Raw genomic sequence first — 19,388 nt, 5'->3', positions numbered from 1 at the left:
AGAGACCAGACACTCAGCCTCCACTTTGACCACTCAGGCGGTCGACACCATCGTAATGATAGCTCGACATCAAACCAGCCTTTTCGACTGACCTCAAACGACCGGTTGCATCATAGTCCATCAACATGCCCTCACCATCGTCGGTCAGGTTCCCGTCGGGATCGTAGATCAACTTCGCCGTGGCGGGGTAGCCCGGGTAGCTATTGGTTATGCTACTGAGCTGCGCAGGGTCTTCATTGTCGAAGAAGTACTCGGCCACATTTTCTCCTGGCTGATCAGTCTCTTTGTCTGTCAGCTGGGTGATAACCAGGATAATGTTGTCCAAGGGATCGAACTCGAACGCCTGGGCACGGATCACATGCCCTTGTGGGTCGACCGGGGACAGTGGCCCGCTGCACTGGTAATCATACAGACGGCCACGCGCATCGTAGGCAAAGGTTTCCTCTCTGAGCAGCTCCCCCGTTTCCTGCTCGCCGAGTTTCAATGCCTTCAGTTCAATCCGGTCGCAGACATCGTAGTCCTGCTTCAATGTCTGTATCTCGCTTGGCATGTCAAAACGGCGAAGGGTTTCACGATCGAACTCGTCATACTCCAACCAGGTGATCAGGTAGTTATCACCATCACGGGTTTCGATCTTCGATGTTCGGCCCAGCTTGTCGTACTCGAACATCGCCACTGTCGTGCCCAGGGTAGTCTTCTGCAGCCGCCCGGCATCGTCATACTGATAGTCCTGCACTTGGCCCAGTACATCGGTGTAGCTCAACATACGGTCGCGATAGCTGTACGCATACGTCATTTCGAACGTTTCGTTGCCCTCGGTGCGCTTCTCCCATTTCATCTGCCCGGTACTGAAATAATCCCGTTCCAGGGTTTGCCCATCTTCTGTACAGCGCAGCAACCGGGCATTCTCCGGGTCATACGTGTAGTCAGCCGTGAACCGACTGGATGTCCGTTTGAGCGGCTCTTCGCCCAACACCGGGTTATATTCATACTCGACCCATTGCCTGGAAGGCGTGAACACCTTCTCTGGTCGGTTATACCCAGGCTTGTAGTGCAGAATGCGCTCTCGCCCACCGGTGACAGACCGGTAAAGCCGCTTCAGGCCATCGAACGTTTGCGTGCCCAGCACAATGCCATCGACATCGATGCTCTCCGGAAGGTCGTCACTGTCAAACGTGGCGTAGCGGCGAGTTACCACCGACCTGTCGGGGAGCGTCTGTGTCAGCAACCGGCCAAAGGTGTCGTACGTGCTCAGCGTGGTGGACTTGTCGGCAGCCACTTCCCGGGCCACACGCCCCAGGCCATCGTAATGATAGGTATGCTGGCTGTACGCAACGGTGTCGTCCTTCTTCCTGAAGCGCCTGACGTGCGTGGCCTCTTCGAAGCGGTTGAGCCAGGTCTCGGTCACGCCGCTTGCAACCGTGCCATCCGCCGACTCACGCCAGCTACGCGTGATGGGCAGTTGGGCCGACGCCTCGGTGCCAACCGGGTCCGTCACCTCGAAATGGCAGATGCCGTCCGGCCCCCTTTGCCATGCTTGCTGGCCCCAGTCGTCGTAGCCGTATGTTGTCTGCAGCGTCAGGTCCACTGCGTGGTGGATACCCGGCTCGGTAACCACATCGGCCATCCAGTCGTACTCGGTTTCTTCGGCAAGCTGGCCATAAGCGTTGTAGGTGGCCAGGTAGGTCTTGCGGTACCGCTGGCGCCGCCAGATTTCGACACTGTCGGCCTCCATACGCTGTTCTTCGAACACACGGCCAAGGCCGTCGAGCAGGGTGCGGGTGGTCACGCCCTTGACATCGGTCGAGGTCTGCACCGCCGGGCTGTCCCCCACCGCCAGCACGTAGCTGTATTTGCGGGAAGCCTTGTAAATCTTGTCGTTTGGCGCAACCGTCTCGACAGTCACACGGCCCAGCAGATCATAGGCATAGGCGATTTCCACATCGTTGTCATCGCGGTTGAGCAACGGCTCTGCGGTCAATGCCGAGTGCTTCAAGGCAAAGGTTTTCTGCACATTGCGAACGGTTCCATCTTCCAGCGCCTGCCCATGATCGAAACCCGTCACTACCTGATTGACGACCAGGGCTGGATGGTTTTCCACCACCTCTGTCGTGTAGCTGTACGAGGTGGTCGTAGGCTTTGCGCCCATGGTCATGATCGTCTCGGCCGGCCGCCCATAACTCAGCAGGTCTTCTTTGGACTCATGGTAATGGGTAATCGTCTGGCTCAGCGGCACCTTCATCTCACCCGCCATGACGAAGGCTTGTTCTTCTTTCAACACGAGCCACGGCTTGGCGACAGGGTCGGGCGTGCCCTCAGGCAGGGGAACCGGGTCAAGGGCCTTGTATACGAATTCGGTACGCTCGGTCGCGGCTGCGCCCTCACCTTTGGCCGATGGCTTGATGGTTTGGCTCTTGCGCCAGCGTACAAAACCCTGGGGGTCGGCCGGGCACTTGCCGGGCTCTCCGTCAACGGGGAAGTACTCGTACACCGTTTCGACGCCAGTGACTGCAACTTCTCTGATCAGGTTGCCGAACAGGTCATACTCGGTGGTGTGTACGGCAGTGCCCGGCTTACCATTCGCTTTTTGCCAGCTCTGAGTCGAAAGTTGCTGCAACTGGAAGTTTTCAGGTTGCTTGCCGAACGGCTCAGCCGAATTGCCTGGGTATTGGCTAACCGTGGTAATGACGCAACTGCCCTGAACTTGTTTTTCCTCGACCATACGATGGAAGCGGTCGAAGGTTCTCAGCACGGTGCGGTCAGCTTGCCCGGGGCAGCGTTCGGTGGTTTTACTCCAGTAGGAATAGTTGGCGTCGGCCACATCGTAGAGGTTATCGCGGCCATTATTGTTCCAGACAACAGAGCTGCCATTACCCACGAAGTTGGTCGAAGAGTACTCGTAGTCGGTAACCTGTTCGGCCTGGCCAAAACCCGGAACGATGCGGTGACGCTTGACCCGCGGCAAGTACTGATCGACGCCTGGGAGCTTGTGGCCCGGATCACCGTCTATGCCATATTCGATATGTTCCACCGCACCGGTCGGCCTGCGCACCCGGGTCACACAGGTTTGCCCGTGCACCTGTTGATAAGCGAACTCCCAATAAGCCGCATCATCGGTGGGCAGGACTATACGCTCGAGCTGCCGCCCTTTGAACTTGAGGGTATAACTGGCTCGCGCCGCAGGTTGATCGGGGTACAAGGTGATGATCATATCGCCCGGGTACTCGATCAACAGCAGGCGACGCCCCTGTTGCCCATCTATCCCGGAGTCACGCACTTCACTCAAGCAGGGGTTGCCTGGCAATTGCGGGTTGTCACGGTAGACAAATTCGAGCCAGCGCTTCGAAGCGGAGTAAATCTTTGTGGGCAGCGCCAGTTTTTTGGTACCGATCTGTACAAGTTCCAGAATTTCTGTCAACTGAGCATCTTTATGCTCGACTCGAAACACCCCATCGCCATCCTTGTGAAAATGGAAAGTATCCAGTTTTTTCTCACTGATACTCTCGACACCGTCTACCGTGAAACGCTCACCGGTGTACAACGATAGCGCACTCCCGCCTTCAGGATAAGCATGCTCGATGAAGCTGCTAAGATTGATATCCCAGCCTTGCCCATAGCCGAAGTCACCTGCGCCCACCGAACTGTATGTAAACGATGGCGGGAAGCTTACGCCACCCAAATAGTCGCCACGCAAGACAGGTAATACAATACTCAGGCCATACTGGCCGGTACGCGGGTCAACACTATTACTGATGAAACTGGAGAAGTTGAAAGCCCCCGAATGCAGTGCCGTTTTGCCGGACATACTGATTTACCTCAAAAAATATCAATATTAACGGACCGAGAAAGACAGCTTGTCGCGGCTACCTTTCACACCACTGGCAAGGTGGAAATCAACCTTGAGCCGATGCCAATTGCCGAATTGATCCATCAGACGGAATAATAATGGCCGTTCCAGTGGCGCTCGCCATTTCTCGCGCTTATCTTTCTCACTGTCATAAAAGAGCGGCAGGTTCGATACCCGATGGAGCGCAAAACAAACATCGCCCCGCCCAGGCTTGGCGCTCTCGACCAGTTCAGTATCCAGGAAGTCAGGGTCGCCGACTTGGGCCTTCACCAACGCTTGCAACAGACCGTCATACACCAGGTACTTTTCCGGATCCTCCGGGTTTTCGGCATTCTGGGGATATTGCATGACTGCGGGTTTCAATGGCGTAAACGCAAAGCTCGTGAAACTGCAATACTTCTCTTTGCGCTGGTTTGACTCCCAACGGATCATCGATACCTTGTTGTCGTCGTCAAACTTCAACCTTAGAAAACTCAGCGTCTTGAATTCATCGCTCTTCGCCCCAGCCAGTACCCAGTAGTCGGTGGTGTCATCGGTTTTGTCGAAGTCTTCGGTGTTCTCGCCTTCCCAACCTTTGACCGGGATACGCTTGAAGGTATAGGCATCTTCAGTATATTTTTCTGGCGGCGCCTCACCGGTCACCTTGACTTTCGAATTACCATCGTTATAGCTAGTGGATTTGTAAGGGATTCTATCGTCACCGGTGAACTGAGCCCCCACGAACAGGGTCCCCACACTGTTGGTCAGCAAGAACAAATGCTTGGTTCTGGTACTGGCGTCCATGGGCAACGTTTCACCCTGCGTGGCCCCCGGCCGTGTTCCTACCCGGTTACGGTCTTTGCTCACTGCCCAGGTCCCGGGCTTCGATGGGTCATCAGGCTCCAAACCTTCTTCACCGGCAGGCAGGAACTCGATCACCTTTCCGCCTTCAGTGTTGAATAGCTTGAGGCTGGCCAGTTCTGTGTCGCTGATCGGCGGCGAAACTCCCAACCCATCCACTTTTGTCTTGATGGTTATCAGCACTTCAATTTGCTGCATACCGTTGGCGAAACACACGCCAGGGCTAAGCAACTCGATGCTGAAAACGGCAAGATCATCCCAGCCACTGGTCGCCGGGCTGGCCAATACGACCGGGCGGTGCTCGATGATTGCGTAGCCGCTGTTCAGGTTTTGCCAATCGGCCATGACCACAGTAACTGGCAGTTTGGCTGCCAGGGGTGGCGTATAGATACCGTCCTGGCCTATTTCGCCCTCGCCAAACCAATGCCACGTCAGGCCAGGGGGGGTGCCCTTGACACTGAACGGCACCGTGCCGTTCGGTTTGTAGTCCGCTACATAAAATGGGTCAACAGAAAAGTATTGCGGCCTGGTCACGATCACGACTGTCGCGTCGGCAAATGCGCCTGAGCGGGTGTCCGTAGCCCGAATGACCTGGAACAGGATTTCAGGGGTGTCCTGCTCGATCTTTGCCGGGGTAAACCTGGCCTTCCCGTTACCCAGATCCTCGAGTTTTCCCAGGTCGGCCGAGTAAGCACCCGTAAGGTCGTGCTTCTCATGGTTACCGACCCGCTGCGGCCCCCGTGAAGCACGAAGCGATTGCGGTGTATCGACCTTTTCCCAGCGAAGGGTGCCGCCATCTACGCTTGAAGCGGCAAGCTGGATCGGCACACCATTGGCGCCAGTGGTCATCACCCGTGGGGAAATCTGTACCGGCCTGACATGCTCGATCAGCAACGCAGCACGTTGCTGGTCGCCGTCACTGCCATAGCGCCCCGTCACCAATGAGATCTGGCTATCCGCTGTGAACGCGTCGGCATCGCGAGACGTATACACACCCGCATCCGTAATGTCGCCGCTGGCAGCAGTGCTCCTGATGTTTGTCGTATTCCACCCCTCGGCGGGCGTGCTGCCTTCGAGTTTGAACGGCAGTGTCTCTTGCGCAACGATACTCTTGATACCTGGCTCGACCCGACAGGTACCTTCAGTGGGCGAGATATGACCAAAACCGACCACATCGGCCGGCACGAACTTGTCACCAGCACTGTACGTGTACCGATGTGCATTGGGCATGCGCACCGGCCTCAACACTTGGGTCAACGGCTCGGCGCGCTTCCCCTCGTTGACCGGGTCAAGCAACACGGTGCATGAGTACTCGGCACCTGCCGCGGCCGTGCCGGGAAGCAGGAAAGGGAAATCGTGACCTGGCTGTGGAAGCGTGCCGGGCAGCAAATGCGAGCGCGTCTGCATCAGCAAGAGCACGGCACCATCGCCTTCGCTGGCAGCCTTGTCCTTGGACGCCTTGTCGGTCTTGCCTCCCCAGGGCGCCATCTGGGTCAATACCTTGATCCCCATGGGCGACATCGACGCGTAGTCTTCACGATCGAACTGGGCCAGGATATAAACCTGACGATAGCCGGGTTGCTCAAGCCAATGGCTGAATACCGCCTGGCCAATCTGTTTCGAGGCGTAAGGGGTTGTGCCAAGCTCACACTCCAGCGTATCGGGTCTGGCGTCGGAAAGCGCCAGCATCAACTGGGTGTACTGCCCGCTCGCACTCTGCTGCAACTTCAGCTCGACCTGCGCACTGACCGCATACCCCATGGCCTCGTCCACACTATAGGCCCGCAGCAAAATCGGGGGGCTGCCCGGCAGGTGAGCATGCTGCACATAATCACCTGAAAGAATACTCATCCGCACCGTTGTAACCGCCGAGAGCAAGGTTGCATCTTCGAATGAAAGCTGTGGCGGCCCGAATACCAGGTTGCGGAATTCGCCACGTAATTCGCCACCTTCATCCAGGTCGAACTGGCTACTCATGGGCGCGATGAACGACTGGTCGGTGTACCCCTGCAGGAACTGGTCGCGAAGCAACAGGTTGATGTGGCTTCGTGCCAACGCGCCAACAGCGCTCCAGTCCCTAATGACAGTGCCAGAGGCCAAGCGCTTCAGGATTTGTTCTTTTGTAAGGTCTGTCATGATCAAACCCTCGATTGTTTGGTTAAATTAAGTGCCATGTATTGTTTGGCGTCGGCAAAAGATATTGGCCGAATCATGTTGACGACCCCGGCGGTGGAGCATGCCAAGGCTTGCCATGTTTTCGAAAAAGTCATCCGGCGTGCGCCTTGGAATAGTGTTCACCTTTTGAGTGTCAGATCCAGCTCTGGAAAATCCCACCATTGAGTTCCGTCAAAACTGACACTGGCCCAGACACGAAACTTGGCATCCGATTTCAGCGTGTCCAGCACAGCGTAAGAGAGTGCATCGATAACACCTGCCTCAACCTCCGACTGGCTAACCGGCACACTGTCCCGCAAAACTTCCGCCACAGGCTTATCATCAGATCCAACACCGCTTAAATGAATGCTCAGCAGTTGGTTTTCATCAATGAAAGCCCAAGGAGCCAACGTCAGCGTTGCACCACCTGGCACCAACACCAACTCTTCTTCAGCCGTTGCATCCGGGCAGTCAACGCGGTGATATCTTTCTTTTTCCAAGGGTAAAACCAGTAGTTTCACTGGCTTGCTTTCCAAGTAAAGGTTTGTCTTCCTGTCAACGATCCGGTAAAACACTTCAAATCGCTTCGACGGCGTAGTACCCATATTGGACGCGACAAAATCGGCTGGCACGTTGAATACCCGCGTGCCTTCCGCATCCGAGTCTTCAATGATCACCCGCCCCGCGTTCGCCTCGCCCTGCCAATGCACTTCAAAGTATTCACCCACCAGAAGATCGGCTTCGGCGGGAATGATGACGTATGCACCACTTTTCCTGATATCGAAGGCATTTATATTGTATTCGTCTGCTGCCCCGGTCGACGAACTGCCCCTGACTGTGGGCATAGGGGGAATTAGGCGAGGCCTCGTAACCTTCAGCGGCAATACCTCTGACGTCAGCGAGTGACCTTCACGGACATACTGGTAAAACACCTGCACCGCACCCAAACTGGCAACTAGCCATTCATGTGCAATGCGCAGGACAAACTGCTTTGCCACCAGGCTGCTTTGATCCACACGGACAACTTGCACGTGCGCTTCACCCGACGCCAACACCCAGGCCAGCATCATGTAGTCGCCAACAGCACGCTGCGGATAGGCGTCAATGGCAACCGGCAGACCGTTGGCGTAATTGCCAGGATCAATCTCGTCACTGCCGCCATTTTCTACACGGGGGGCTGGCAGTAGTGTAGCGATGGCGCTAGTGTCACGGATCGTGAACTTCTGGCTTCGCGAAGCCTCGAGTTCGCTGCCGTCCTTGAGTTTGATTTTGTAACTGATTTGCAGGTACCCCCCCGTATCGACAGTATTCAACTGGGCCTTGGGTATATACCATTCGAGCGGTTCCCCCTCAAACTTCTGCTGACTGATCAAGCCCGTTTCAAACTGCTTCAATTCCCTGCCATCGCTTCTGAAGCGACGCACTGTCAGCTCAACCGTGTCACCTTCTTGTATGGCTTGATAAGCTGCTGTCACCACGTGAGCATGTTGCTGTATCTCTTTCTTGTCGATCTCCAGATCATGGGATTGCAATACCTGCACCACTGGCAATCGGTTGACGGAACGCAACCCTACATAGCAGAACTGCCGTTGCGACTCGTCGCTTGCACTATCATTGACTTGATAAGACAAGAACGCATACCCGCCGCGGGCAGCGGTCACTATTTTGTTGTCTATCTCTACAATCACGTTATCCGGGTCGGTTACCACTGTGCCATCCGCTACCAGATCAAATGCACCCCCCTCTGCATCCAGGCCTCGCCAGTTGGAAAGCACCACGTCACCCGTTTGCAGATTCGCCCCTCGGATAGAGGCCTTTAGATTGGCGCCGCCCAACGCATCCAGATCCACTTCAAGGTCTTGAGTCAACCCTGCAATAACGGGTTTCGGGTTACTCGAATGTGGGCGCTGCCCCAGGCTGGCAATGGGGCTGTTATCAGCCGTTGAACTCATTACTGTCACTCCGTATCAAGCGTTCCGGAATGAAGTTCTACGCCTGCCGGCTCGTTTCCACTACTGGCAAAAATAACAGGTCCAAGCGGCATGCAGAGGTAACACGCAGCCACGCTGCTCCAGCAGCCATACCTGTCATTTCTGCCAGGTGCCAACCTGCGCCTCGTATTTTAGCCTGAGCATAACCAGCCCGCTCCTGCGAACACTTGCGGCCTGCGCCAACAACTTCTTCAAAACCGAAGGAACTCGACCATGACCCATACGGTAAGGCGAAGCCTGCCCCGCCTCGCTTCAACGACAATCCTTTTCCCAGTTTTCACACTTATGCTTTTTGGCTTGACTGCACCCCATGCCAACGCCGGAACCCTTACTCTGGTTTCAAAGGAGACGGAAGATCATGGCGAGCGTCGGTGCAACGTGGACATCCCCGCTGCCGGGGCCGGCAAGACATTGAAACTTTCCCTGGCCGATAGAGGTGGTATCGGCACAGGGAACTGCTATGACATGCAACCCACTGAAATCATCATGCAGGATATTCCCTCCGCAGCAGAAATCCTGCTGACCGACGACTGGTTGTGCAATACGAAACTGGACGGTACCTTCTACACGGAAGATGACCCGGAAGATAACAAGAGCTTTGTCATCCGGCTCGAAACCACACGCAATCCTTCACAACTTCCAGAAATTGGCATTGACCGGCTGGTGGAGTTCGAAACCGGCAAATACATAGACTACGTCAACGACAGAAACGAGAAGTCGGTGGGATTCAAACTTACTGAAAAAACCAGCAATGGCGCAGGGCGAATCACGCGCAGGCTAAGCTGTATTGAAATAAAAATTTCGGACGATGATGAAATACCGGAATTGAAAGCCGTAACACTCGGAGCCACTAAAACCGTCACCGTGAAAGAAAAAGATAGCGATGTCACCTGCGAAAAAAATATGGTCATGACTCGCCGAAAGCATATCGGCGACGAGAACAAAGACACAACATACGGCTGCACCGAAGTCAAAGGTAACGGCACCGAAAAAATCCTGATGAAGAATAGCTTCACCTCCGCAAGCATATCTGAATGCGGCAGACGTAAACCCAGCAGCGTGAGTGCCGAGCCACCGGACAAAAACTGCACAGAAGCCGTGACCTACAATAAAGATCAGGTAGACTACATTTATTTCACCTGCCCGACAGACAGTGTGATGATCGGACGAAAACATGAAGGCGACGAGAACGGTTATACCACCTACACCTGCGCCGAGTTTTATAAAGACGAAATAGATAATGACAAAAAGAACAGGATGATCGTAGAGCCCGGTGAGTGGCTAGACGGTAAATTGGAATACCAATTCGATTTTACCTGCGGCGCTGGCGAAGTCATGATCGGCCGTACCCACAAGTCCGATGAAAACGGCTACACCCGATACCGTTGCGGCACGCTGTACTACCCAACCAATACCAAATCACAGGTGACCCCATGAGCAACATGGCCGCGCATTCCAACGCCAACAACTTCGCGGTCGAAAACCGCGTCGAAGAACGTACCGGGCAATATGGGCTAAGCATCACGATCCCTGAACTGGTCGCCAACAGCGGCGCAGGGCCCAATCTGAAGCCGGTCCTCAATTACAACTCAATGGGTGGGGGCGATGTCGGTTACGGCGAATGCTGGGACATGAACGGTACCCGCTTTGTCGAACACGCCTACCCTGAAGGCGGCGGCGCCTTGTCACTGTCTACCGGCGAACAGTTCACCGTGGATGGCATCGAGAGCATCAGCGAGAAGAAACTCGATAGCTTTCATTTCCACAAGGACGGTGAAGGTCTCTTCCGCGTCGTGCACCGTACCGGCGTGGTCGAAGTGCTCGAAAGCATGGGCGAAGGAAAACAGCGTGTGGCCTTGCCAACGCGCATCTACGCACCGACCGGGCAATGGATCGAACTGACGTATGCCAGTAACCCGAATGCGCCTGGCTGGTTCTGCTTGACTGAAGTACGCGACGGCCACCCCGACGGCCCCGGCAAAGGCCGCCGGCTGCTGGAGGTGACATATGGCGGTACTACCGTGTTCACCCGCTACCCTGACGCCGAGGATGTACGGGCCAGCCATGTGCTCAAATTCAATGGGCGGCAGCTGCAGCACATAGTCATGCCCGACCAGACCCAGTGGCAGTTCGATTACCAGGAGGTGCATGGGCAAACCTGTGTAACCAGAGTGATCTGGCCAACGGGTGCCGTGGAACACGTGGATTATGGCGTTGACGGTGACCCTGGCCATTCATTGCCGGGTGTCGACAAGAAATTGCCACGGGTCAAGCGCCATCGCGTTCTGCCAGGGCATGACCAGCCTGAAATGCGCACAGACTATGACTACTCCGCTGAAAACTACATGGGCAACGGCAGCGGCATTAAATGGCGCAACAACGGCCGCGACAATTTGTACGACATCGTCGACCCAGGCTACAGCTATTGGTCCACGGCTACCCGGCGTTGTGCGGGCCAGGCCGACCGTATCGTCACGACCGAGTACGACCGTTTCCACCGCGCCACCCTGGAAACCCGTGTTCAGGGCAAGGAGGTCACCCTGACCCGAATAGCCTATCACGGCGAGTTGGGCACCCCCTTCGACGATCAGCCAAGCAATTTCCTGATGGCCAAAACAGTCAAGACAACCTGGGGAATGGTGGATGATGCCAATAAAGAGCGCTCCGAATGCATCACCACCGAATACAGCCCCGAAGGCAATCTCATCAAGGAAATCAGAGCGGATGGCTCGTACACCTTGCTGGAATACTTCGAGGCCACGGGCGAAGCTGGCAGATGCCCTGCCGAGCCTAACGGCTTCAGGAAACATGTGAAAAGCCAGACAGTCTACCCGAGTGCGCGCGCCAAGGTTGTACAAGGGGCGATTCCGCTGCGCACGGATTTCACCTATAAAGCGCTGGTTGTTCTGGAAGGCCGTACCGACCTGCCCGAACACGGCAAAATCGCCTCGACATGGCTGGCCATCGACCAGGAAGTGCTGTCGGACGCGTCCAATCCGCAAGCCCTGCGCCCCCTCAGCACGGTCAGGCGTAGCTACCTCGACAACCCAGGGAATGCGCGTTTGCATGGGCGCATGAGCAAACGCGAAACCACGCTACATGGCGAGCATGACGGGACAAGCCTGGGCAAAGTGCTGGCCGACACCACCACCACGCTTGAGTGGAAGTTCAGCCGCGACCTTCACAAGGCATTCGGCGATGTCTTGCAGACCACACAGACGACCACCGGGCACAACCTGAGCAAAAAGGTCGCGAAACAAAGCCAGCATCCGCTGACAGGCCAGGTGCTGGAAAACGTCGACATTCACCACACTGTCACGCGCTTCAGCTATGACACAAGCAATCGGCTGACCAGCGAAACCTCCGCACCGGACGATGCCGAGCGGCGCGCTACGATCCACTATCGCTATGTAGTGTCGGCTGCGCAGAATTATCAGGAAACCGAAGACAACCAGGGCGTGATCAGCCGCATGCTGTTCGACGGCCTCAACCGCACCGTCAAGGAAGAGCGGGTATGCGAGGAGGTGGCCTCACGCAGCAGGCAAAAGCAGACGTATCAGGTGTACTCGGCCGCGTACAACGCCTTCGGCCAGCTGGAAGCAGAAACCACCTACGACCACCTGCCCGGCCGCAACCTGGCCCTGACCAGCCAGCATCGATACGACAACTGGGGTAACCGGTGCGCCACCGTCCGCCCGGACCAGGTGACCGTGTTCACCGAACGCTCCCCGTTCGGCACCGATGGGGATATCGTCACCTCCTGGGAGGAATACCCGGATCAACCCGGTGTGCGTAAAAACCAGAACGTCACCACCTTCAACCACTTCGACAAACCCGAGCACGTGCAAACGCTGGACGAAGAAGGCGTCGCGGCGTCGACACGCGCATACCGCTATGACGGTTTTGGGCGTAGCGTCGAAGAAACCTTTACCTTCGGCGTGCCGGCAAGCGGCAAGCGAACAGCGCGCGCCGAACACAAACGCACCACCGGTTACAAGTACGACGTCTGGGGACGGATGGCGCGCACCGACCGCGCCGATGGCTCCGCGCTAAGCCGCAAGTTCGCCCGCCACAGTACCGATGAGCTGGCTACCAGCCTACTGGTGCACCCGCAGCGGGACGCTGAAGGGCTTTCGGTGTGCGAGCGTGAGTTCGACGACATCGACCGCCTGGTCTCGATGACCATTGGCCCACTTCAGGAAACGCGGGAGTACCTGGGCTCGCGGTTACTGCCGGAAAAACGGGTCATGAAATCGGGCCGTACCTTCAACTACGAATACGATCTGGCGGTCGGCACCTCGCCAACGCGTATCACCGCCGGGAAAAACCAGAAGCCTTCCCACTTCAAGTACAGCATGGCCTCGGCAGACATTACCGAAGCCGAAAACGAGCACGGTAAACGCAACTACAGCTACACCGACCAAGGCTACCTGCTCAGTGAAAGCTGGGCAGACAAGCAATCGGGCGAAACCTACACGCGTGATTTCCTCACCTCGCTGCAAGGGCGCATGCTGGAGAACAGCGACAGCGACAACAGCCGAAAGGCCTACGAGTACGATGACCTCGGCAGGCTGGTCTCGATCACTCAGGGCTCGCTGCGGGCAGTGTTCACTTACAACAGTGCTGGCCTGTTGCATACGACACTGACCACCAACAGCGCCGAGGCCACCCACAAACAGCAACTGCTGTGCACGCAAGCCTATGACCATCGGGGCCGGGAAACTTCGCGCACCCTCAAGCTGAGCCGTGTTGAAACCACCACCGATAAGCGCGAGCTGGAAACCATTATCGATGAGCGCACGATCGACCAGTTGTGGCGCGACGATGACATGCTGCACCGCCGCAGGCTGATCAAAGCGGGCGAGCCGGTACTGACGGAAACCTTTGAATATGATGACCGTGATCGCTTGTACAACCACAGGTGTGAAGGCAGCGTATTGCCGACCAATAGCAAGGGCCGTGAAATCGTCAATCAGGCATTTGAATTTGATGACTACGACAACATCTACATCTGCCTGACCGAGTTCGCAGACGGCGAAATCGACGAAGCCTTCTACGATTTCTTCGAAGATTCGCCCTTCCAGCTGAAAAGCGTGAGCCACACGCTGACGGCCGATTACCCGGCACTGGTGACGTTCACCAAGGACGATTACGACGCCGACGGCAACATGCTGAAGGACGAACAGGGCAACAGCCTGGTGTACGACGAGGATACCGGCCAACTGGCCAGCGTAACGACCCCCGATGGCAAGGCCCTGGCCAGCTTCCGCTATGACGGCCACGGGCAGCTGCTGGGCGTGCGCCACGGCGCGCAGGCCGAGGAGCAACGGCGTTACGAGGGTTATCGCGTCAGCAGCACCCTGCGCGATGGCGTGCTTACCGAGTACCTGTATAGCGGCGTGACACCGCTGGGGATGCAACAGTCGGGCAACGGCAGCGCAACAAACCTGTACATGGCCAGTAACAACAACAGTGTTATCGCTGAATGCGCGGCCAATGACGAGGTGCATGAAGTGACCTACAGTGCCTATGGCGAACTGCAGGAAGGCAAGCTGCAGGGCCTGCTGGGGTTCAATGCCGAAGCCCTCGAGTGGTTCCTGGGCTGGTACATGCTGGGGCGTGGTTACCGCGCCTACAACCCAGGCCTGATGCGCTTCAACAGCCCGGACAACATGGACCCTGAAATGGCGGGCATCAACCCTTACGTGTACTGCCTTGGCAACCCGGTGATGTGGCAGGACCCCACCGGGCATTACAGCCGCGGCTGGGGATCGAACGATGACCCGAAGAAAGAGAAGAAGAAACGTGGGGTTGAATTCGGGCTGAACATTGCCGTTGTGGCGATGAACCTGGCGTTGACCATCGGCTTTGCCGTAGCCACAGGGGGGGCCGCCACCCCGCTGGCCCTGACAGTGCTGGCTGTAGGTATAACCGCGACGGTAGCATCGGCAGCTACGCAGGTTGCTGTAGAGTTCACCAAAGACCCGAAAAAGCAACAGAAGCTCAGAATCGCGTCCTTGTCATTGTCTATCCTTGGTACGCTGGCGTTGACGACCGCGATGATCAAAGGAGGCAGGGATAGGAGAGCGGCCGATAACGCACGACGTAATGCGGCGGCGGAAGTCGATGGTGGTGATGGCGGGCCCGTGAAACTCACAGGTATGGTACCCAACGCTGATACAGAAACGAGATCTATCGATTCGCCAATATTGGATTCAAACATCGGTGAACTCAATCAACCCGCTCGTCGTACGAGTCTATCAAGCACTTCGGAATCTCTAGCCCGCCCTAGGACTCCGTCAATAGACTACGAAACTTCACCCAGCAACAATGGGTTCGCTCCGGGTGGCGAAGCGCAAGTAGACAGCCAGGGTATACCTCTAGCACCTCACGGAACCAGGCCATTGAAAGTTGAAGGAACAACGGTATATACACATGTAATGGACAAAGGGTTCTATAAAAATAACTTTAATAACCACGAAGAAGCTGTCGACTTTTCTAATTGGCTGAAAAGCTAGACGAATAACAACTATTCCGGTGATGCAGATTTTATCTGCATCACCGCCTTTCTCAATCACCTCATTTCCCCTTCAATTTGACACAATCTCGCCGACTTATCCCTTCTTCCCCCAGACTAGCCCTACAGCCCCTCCCCACCTTTCTCCTTATCCTCCCTCCCCACCAAGCGACCGCCTCGCACTAGCCAATCACGCCTCGCTTGCCACTGCCGGCACCGCCTAACCGCCGCGCTCCAACGTTCAACCCAGGCATCCGTCATGCTCAAGCCCTTCAAACGCCGGCAGGCGCTGTCACGCCTGCGCTTTTTGCCCCTCCCCGCGCTCGGCGCAAGCCTGCTGAGCCTGCCAGCCGTGGCCGCCCCGCCCGATCTGCAGTTCGAGCCCGGCTTCATCCGCCAAAGCCCGGGCCAACCCGCCGATGCCGGCGCCCTCGCCCTGCGTGCCCTGGCCGAGCACCGCCCCCTCGCAGCAGGCCGCTACACCCTGGATCTGTACGTCAACCTCAGCCCAATGGGCAAACGGGAGATCACGGTCAACGAGAGCAGCGACGGCCAGGCCCTGGTGCCATGCCTGAGCGCCGGACTGCTGGGTGAAATCGGTGTGCGGGAACAGCACCTGGCCGTCAGGCAACCCGGTAACGAAGGCAACTGCATCGACCTTGCCGCACAGCTGGACGGCGCCAGTGCCGACCTGGATGCCGGCAAGCTGCGCCTGAACCTGTCGATACCGCAGTCCTACCTGCGCCGCGACACCAGCGGCGCCATCGCCGAAAGCCACTGGGACGATGGCATCAATGCCGCTTTCGTCAATTACCAGGCCTCGGTCCAGCACAGCAACCGGCGTGGCAGCGGCAGCCGCAACAGCCAGGACCTGTACCTTAACAGCGGTATCAACCTGTATGGCTGGCGCCTGCGCAGCCAGCAAGCCCTGCGCGAAAACCAGCAGGGCGACCTGCGCTGGACGCGCAGCAATACCTACGCCCAGCGCGACCTGCCGGCGCGCTGGGGCACCCTCACCCTCGGCGAAACCTTCACCCAGGGTGAGGTCTTCCGCAGCCTGCCGTTCAAGGGCGTGAAGCTGGCCTCCGACACCGGGATGCTGCCCGACACCATGCAGAACTACGCCCCCGTGTTGCGCGGGGTGGCGCAAACCTACGCCAAGCTTGAGGTACTGCAGAACGGTTACCCGCTGTACTCCACTTTCGTCGCCCCCGGGCCGTACGAAATCGATGACCTGGCCGTTGGCGCCAGCAGCGGCGAGCTGGAGGTGGTACTGACCGAAGCCGATGGCCAGGTGCGCCGCTTCATCCAGCCTTACTCCACACTCAGCAACCTGATGCGTGCCGGCGTGTGGCGCTACGACCTGGCCCTGGGCCGCTACCACGGCACCGGCCAGGCCGATACACCGGCGCTATGGCAGGGTGCGCTGGCCCGCGGCATCGGCTGGGACAGCACGCTGTATACCGGCATACTCGGTGGCGACTACTACCGCGCTGCCACCCTGGGCCTGGCACGGGACTTCGGGGCACTCGGCGCATTGTCGCTGGACATCACGCAAGCCACCACCGACCTTGGCCCGGCGCTGGGCGAAGTGAAGGGCAACAGCCTCTCGGCCCGCTACGGCAAGGCCTTCGACAGCGGTACCAGCCTGCGCTTTGCCGGCTACCGCTATTCCACCGTCGGCTACCGCGACTACGACGAAGCCGTCCTGCAGCGCAACGCCTCCAACCGGTACCTGGGCAGCCGCCGCAGCCGGGTGGAGGCCTCGGTGTACCAGCACTTCGGCAATGCCGGCGCGCTCAGCCTCACCCTGTCACAGGACGACTACTGGCACAGCCGCCTGCAACGGCGCCAATATCAGCTGCAATACAACACGCAATTGCCGCACAACATCAGCCTCAACCTGTTTGCCTCGCAATCACTCACTTCGTCGCGCAGCAACGACCGCATCATCGGCCTGGGCATCACCCTGCCCCTGGACTTCGCCCATGCCTCCAGCGCCACGTTCGACCTGCAACACAGTGCAGGCAAGTACAGCGAACGCGCCAGCCTCAGCGGCCACTTCGACGAACGGCGCCTGAACTACCGGGCCACGCTGGCCAACGACACTCAGCAAAGTGGCAGCCTGTCGCTGGCCTATCAGGGCCGCCACGCCAACTACGGCGTGGGCTACAGCGAAGCCTCCGACTACCGCAGCCTGTCACTGAGCACCAGCGGCGCCCTGCTGGCACACGGCGGCGGCATGCTGTTGGCACCGTTCATAGGCGAAACCAACGCCGTGGTGCATGTGCCGGATATCGCCGGGATCGGGGTCAGCCAGACACAACAGGGCAAAACCAACCGCGACGGCTATGTCCTGGCACCTTATATGCGCCCGTACCGGGCCAACCCCGTGGTGCTGCAACTGGACCAGCTCGACCCGGAAATCGAAATCGACAACGGCGCCACGCAGGTGGTACCACGCCGCGGTGCTGTAGTACTGGCGGAATTCGCGGCGCGCCGGGTCAACCGCCTGGTGCTGACACTGTTGCAAGCAGACGGCCGCCCCTTGCCGTTCGGCGCACAAGTCAGCGATGCCCAAGGCCAGGAACTGGCGGTGGTCGGCCAAGGTGGCCAGGCACTGGTGGCCACCCACCTTGAGCAACAGCAACTGCTGGCCAGATGGACCGCAGGCAATGAGCAGCAATGCAGCTTCGATATCACGCCCGCCAACTTGCCGCTTGAACAAGGCTACCGCATGCAGACCTTGCGCTGCCAAGCCCCCTCCGACTGGAACAACCAATGAACACTTTCACTCGCCCGCGCCTGCTGACGGCCCTGCTGTTCGCCAGCCTGCCTCTGATTCCCCTGCAAGCCGCCTATGCCGCATCAGGCTGCGTCACCCAGAACGGCTCTGGCCCCGCGCTGTTCTCGGCAGATTTCACAGACGTATGGGTGCCAAGGGATCTGCCAGTCGGTGAACCCATCGCCAGCAAATTCTTTGGCGGGCTGCTCGACCCATCAACCACCCGCGTCCAATGCACCAACGCCGACGATCGACTGCTGGAAGCACACGTCGATTACACCACCCCATTCGTCCACAACCTGCCTATGCGGCTGGGCAACGGGCGCCTGGCCAGCAGGGTCGTCAGGACAAGAATCGCAGGGGTTGGCGCGGTGATCGAGATGGGCTGGCCGTTCGCCGCACAAGCCAACAACAACTTCAGATCGGCCAGCGGCGATAATAACGTGCCTTACTACGGTACCAACATGACCACCATGGCCACCCCTCTGTTTATCGGCCCGATAAACATGAGGGTCACGCTGGTCAAGACCGGGCCGATTGCGGCGGGGCCGGTCGTGCTGGATGAAGAACTGGCCCATGGCAGCACCACGGATTTGCCTGACGCCTTTCGCCTGCGGGCAAGCGCCACCTTGCACCAGGCACAATGCACGCTGGAAAGCGATGCCGTGAGTGCCGACCCTGTGGACCTGGGTAGCCACACAGTGGCGGACTTCCCGGGAAAGGACAGCACAACAACCAGCATGCCGTTCCATATCAAGTTGAGTAACTGCGACGACGACCCCGCAGCGAGCACCGCCACCGCCTACATCTACCTGACAGGTACCGACGGCTCGGTGGCGATCGACCCGAAAAAGGGCCTGTTCAGCCTGGGCAATGGTTCGACGGCGAAAGGCATCGGCATCCAGATAACCGATGATCTGGGGGTTCCCGTCCCCCTGCAGGAACACGTCTCGAGCAAAAAAAAACTCGAACTCCCTGAGACCCGCCTGCCCTATCGTGCGCATTTCTACCAGACCGACGACCGGGTTACGCCTGGCCTGGCCAAAGGCGCACTCGACTTCACCATCAGTTATCGCTGAGTACCGATATGCCTGCGCACCGGTGTTCGCGCAGGCATCGCCGGAAATCAGGCATGCGAAAACGCAGAAAGGAACCCGAAGGTTCCTTTCTGCGTTACATATTTGGAGCGGGAAACGAGACTCGAACTCGCGACCCCGACCTTGGCAAGGTCGTGCTCTACCAACTGAGCTATTC

The 19,388-nt window shown here is 57.8% G+C and carries 7 protein-coding genes; 4 read left to right on the top strand and 3 right to left on the bottom strand.

Translation table 11 applies throughout. The features are described from left to right. Positions 1-13 precede the first annotated feature (13 nt). The 3 genes from ACGLHT_RS25340 to ACGLHT_RS25330 form a co-directional block, all read right to left on the bottom strand. Positions 14-3,805, bottom strand: a complete 3,792-nt coding sequence (locus tag ACGLHT_RS25340) for an RHS repeat domain-containing protein (protein ID WP_274120099.1) — start codon at positions 3,803-3,805, stop codon at positions 14-16. Between the two features lie 27 nt (positions 3,806-3,832). Then, a complete protein-coding gene (locus tag ACGLHT_RS25335) occupies positions 3,833-6,823 on the bottom strand; it encodes a hypothetical protein (RefSeq protein ID WP_274120098.1) in 2,991 nt (996 codons plus the stop codon). Between the two features lie 158 nt (positions 6,824-6,981). Next, positions 6,982-8,793: a hypothetical protein gene (locus ACGLHT_RS25330; protein WP_274120097.1), complete on the bottom strand. Its 1,812-nt coding sequence runs from the start codon at positions 8,791-8,793 to the stop codon at positions 6,982-6,984. A gap of 252 nt (positions 8,794-9,045) precedes the next feature. On the opposite strand from ACGLHT_RS25330, the gene ACGLHT_RS25325 reads away from it, so the two are divergent. The 4 genes from ACGLHT_RS25325 to ACGLHT_RS25310 all read left to right on the top strand — a co-directional run bounded on the left by ACGLHT_RS25325 (position 9,046) and on the right by ACGLHT_RS25310 (position 19,213). After that, the gene (locus ACGLHT_RS25325; RefSeq protein ID WP_274120096.1) at positions 9,046-10,269 is read left to right on the top strand and encodes a hypothetical protein; all 1,224 of its coding nucleotides are present in this window, start codon (positions 9,046-9,048) and stop codon (positions 10,267-10,269) included. Next, entirely contained in the window at positions 10,266-15,350 is a 5,085-nt protein-coding gene (locus ACGLHT_RS25320) for an RHS repeat-associated core domain-containing protein (protein WP_274120095.1), read from the top strand. Before ACGLHT_RS25325 ends, ACGLHT_RS25320 begins: the two co-directional genes overlap by 4 nt. A 258-nt stretch (positions 15,351-15,608) precedes the next feature. Beyond that, complete coding sequence (locus ACGLHT_RS25315; protein ID WP_274120094.1) at positions 15,609-18,134, top strand: fimbria/pilus outer membrane usher protein; 2,526 nt, start codon at positions 15,609-15,611, stop codon at positions 18,132-18,134. Further along, positions 18,131-19,213 carry a fimbrial protein gene (locus ACGLHT_RS25310; RefSeq protein WP_274120093.1) on the top strand — a complete coding sequence of 361 codons (1,083 nt, stop codon included), beginning with the start codon at positions 18,131-18,133 and terminating at the stop codon, positions 19,211-19,213. Before ACGLHT_RS25315 ends, ACGLHT_RS25310 begins: the two co-directional genes overlap by 4 nt. Positions 19,214-19,388: the final 175 nt, after the last annotated feature.

This window comes from Pseudomonas sp. PsB, assembly GCF_043658375.1.
Taxonomy (GTDB): Bacteria; Pseudomonadota; Gammaproteobacteria; order Pseudomonadales; family Pseudomonadaceae; genus Aquipseudomonas; species Aquipseudomonas putida_Z.
Note: the sequence above shows the minus strand (reverse complement) of the source record. Positions and strands in the feature narration are given on the sequence as shown.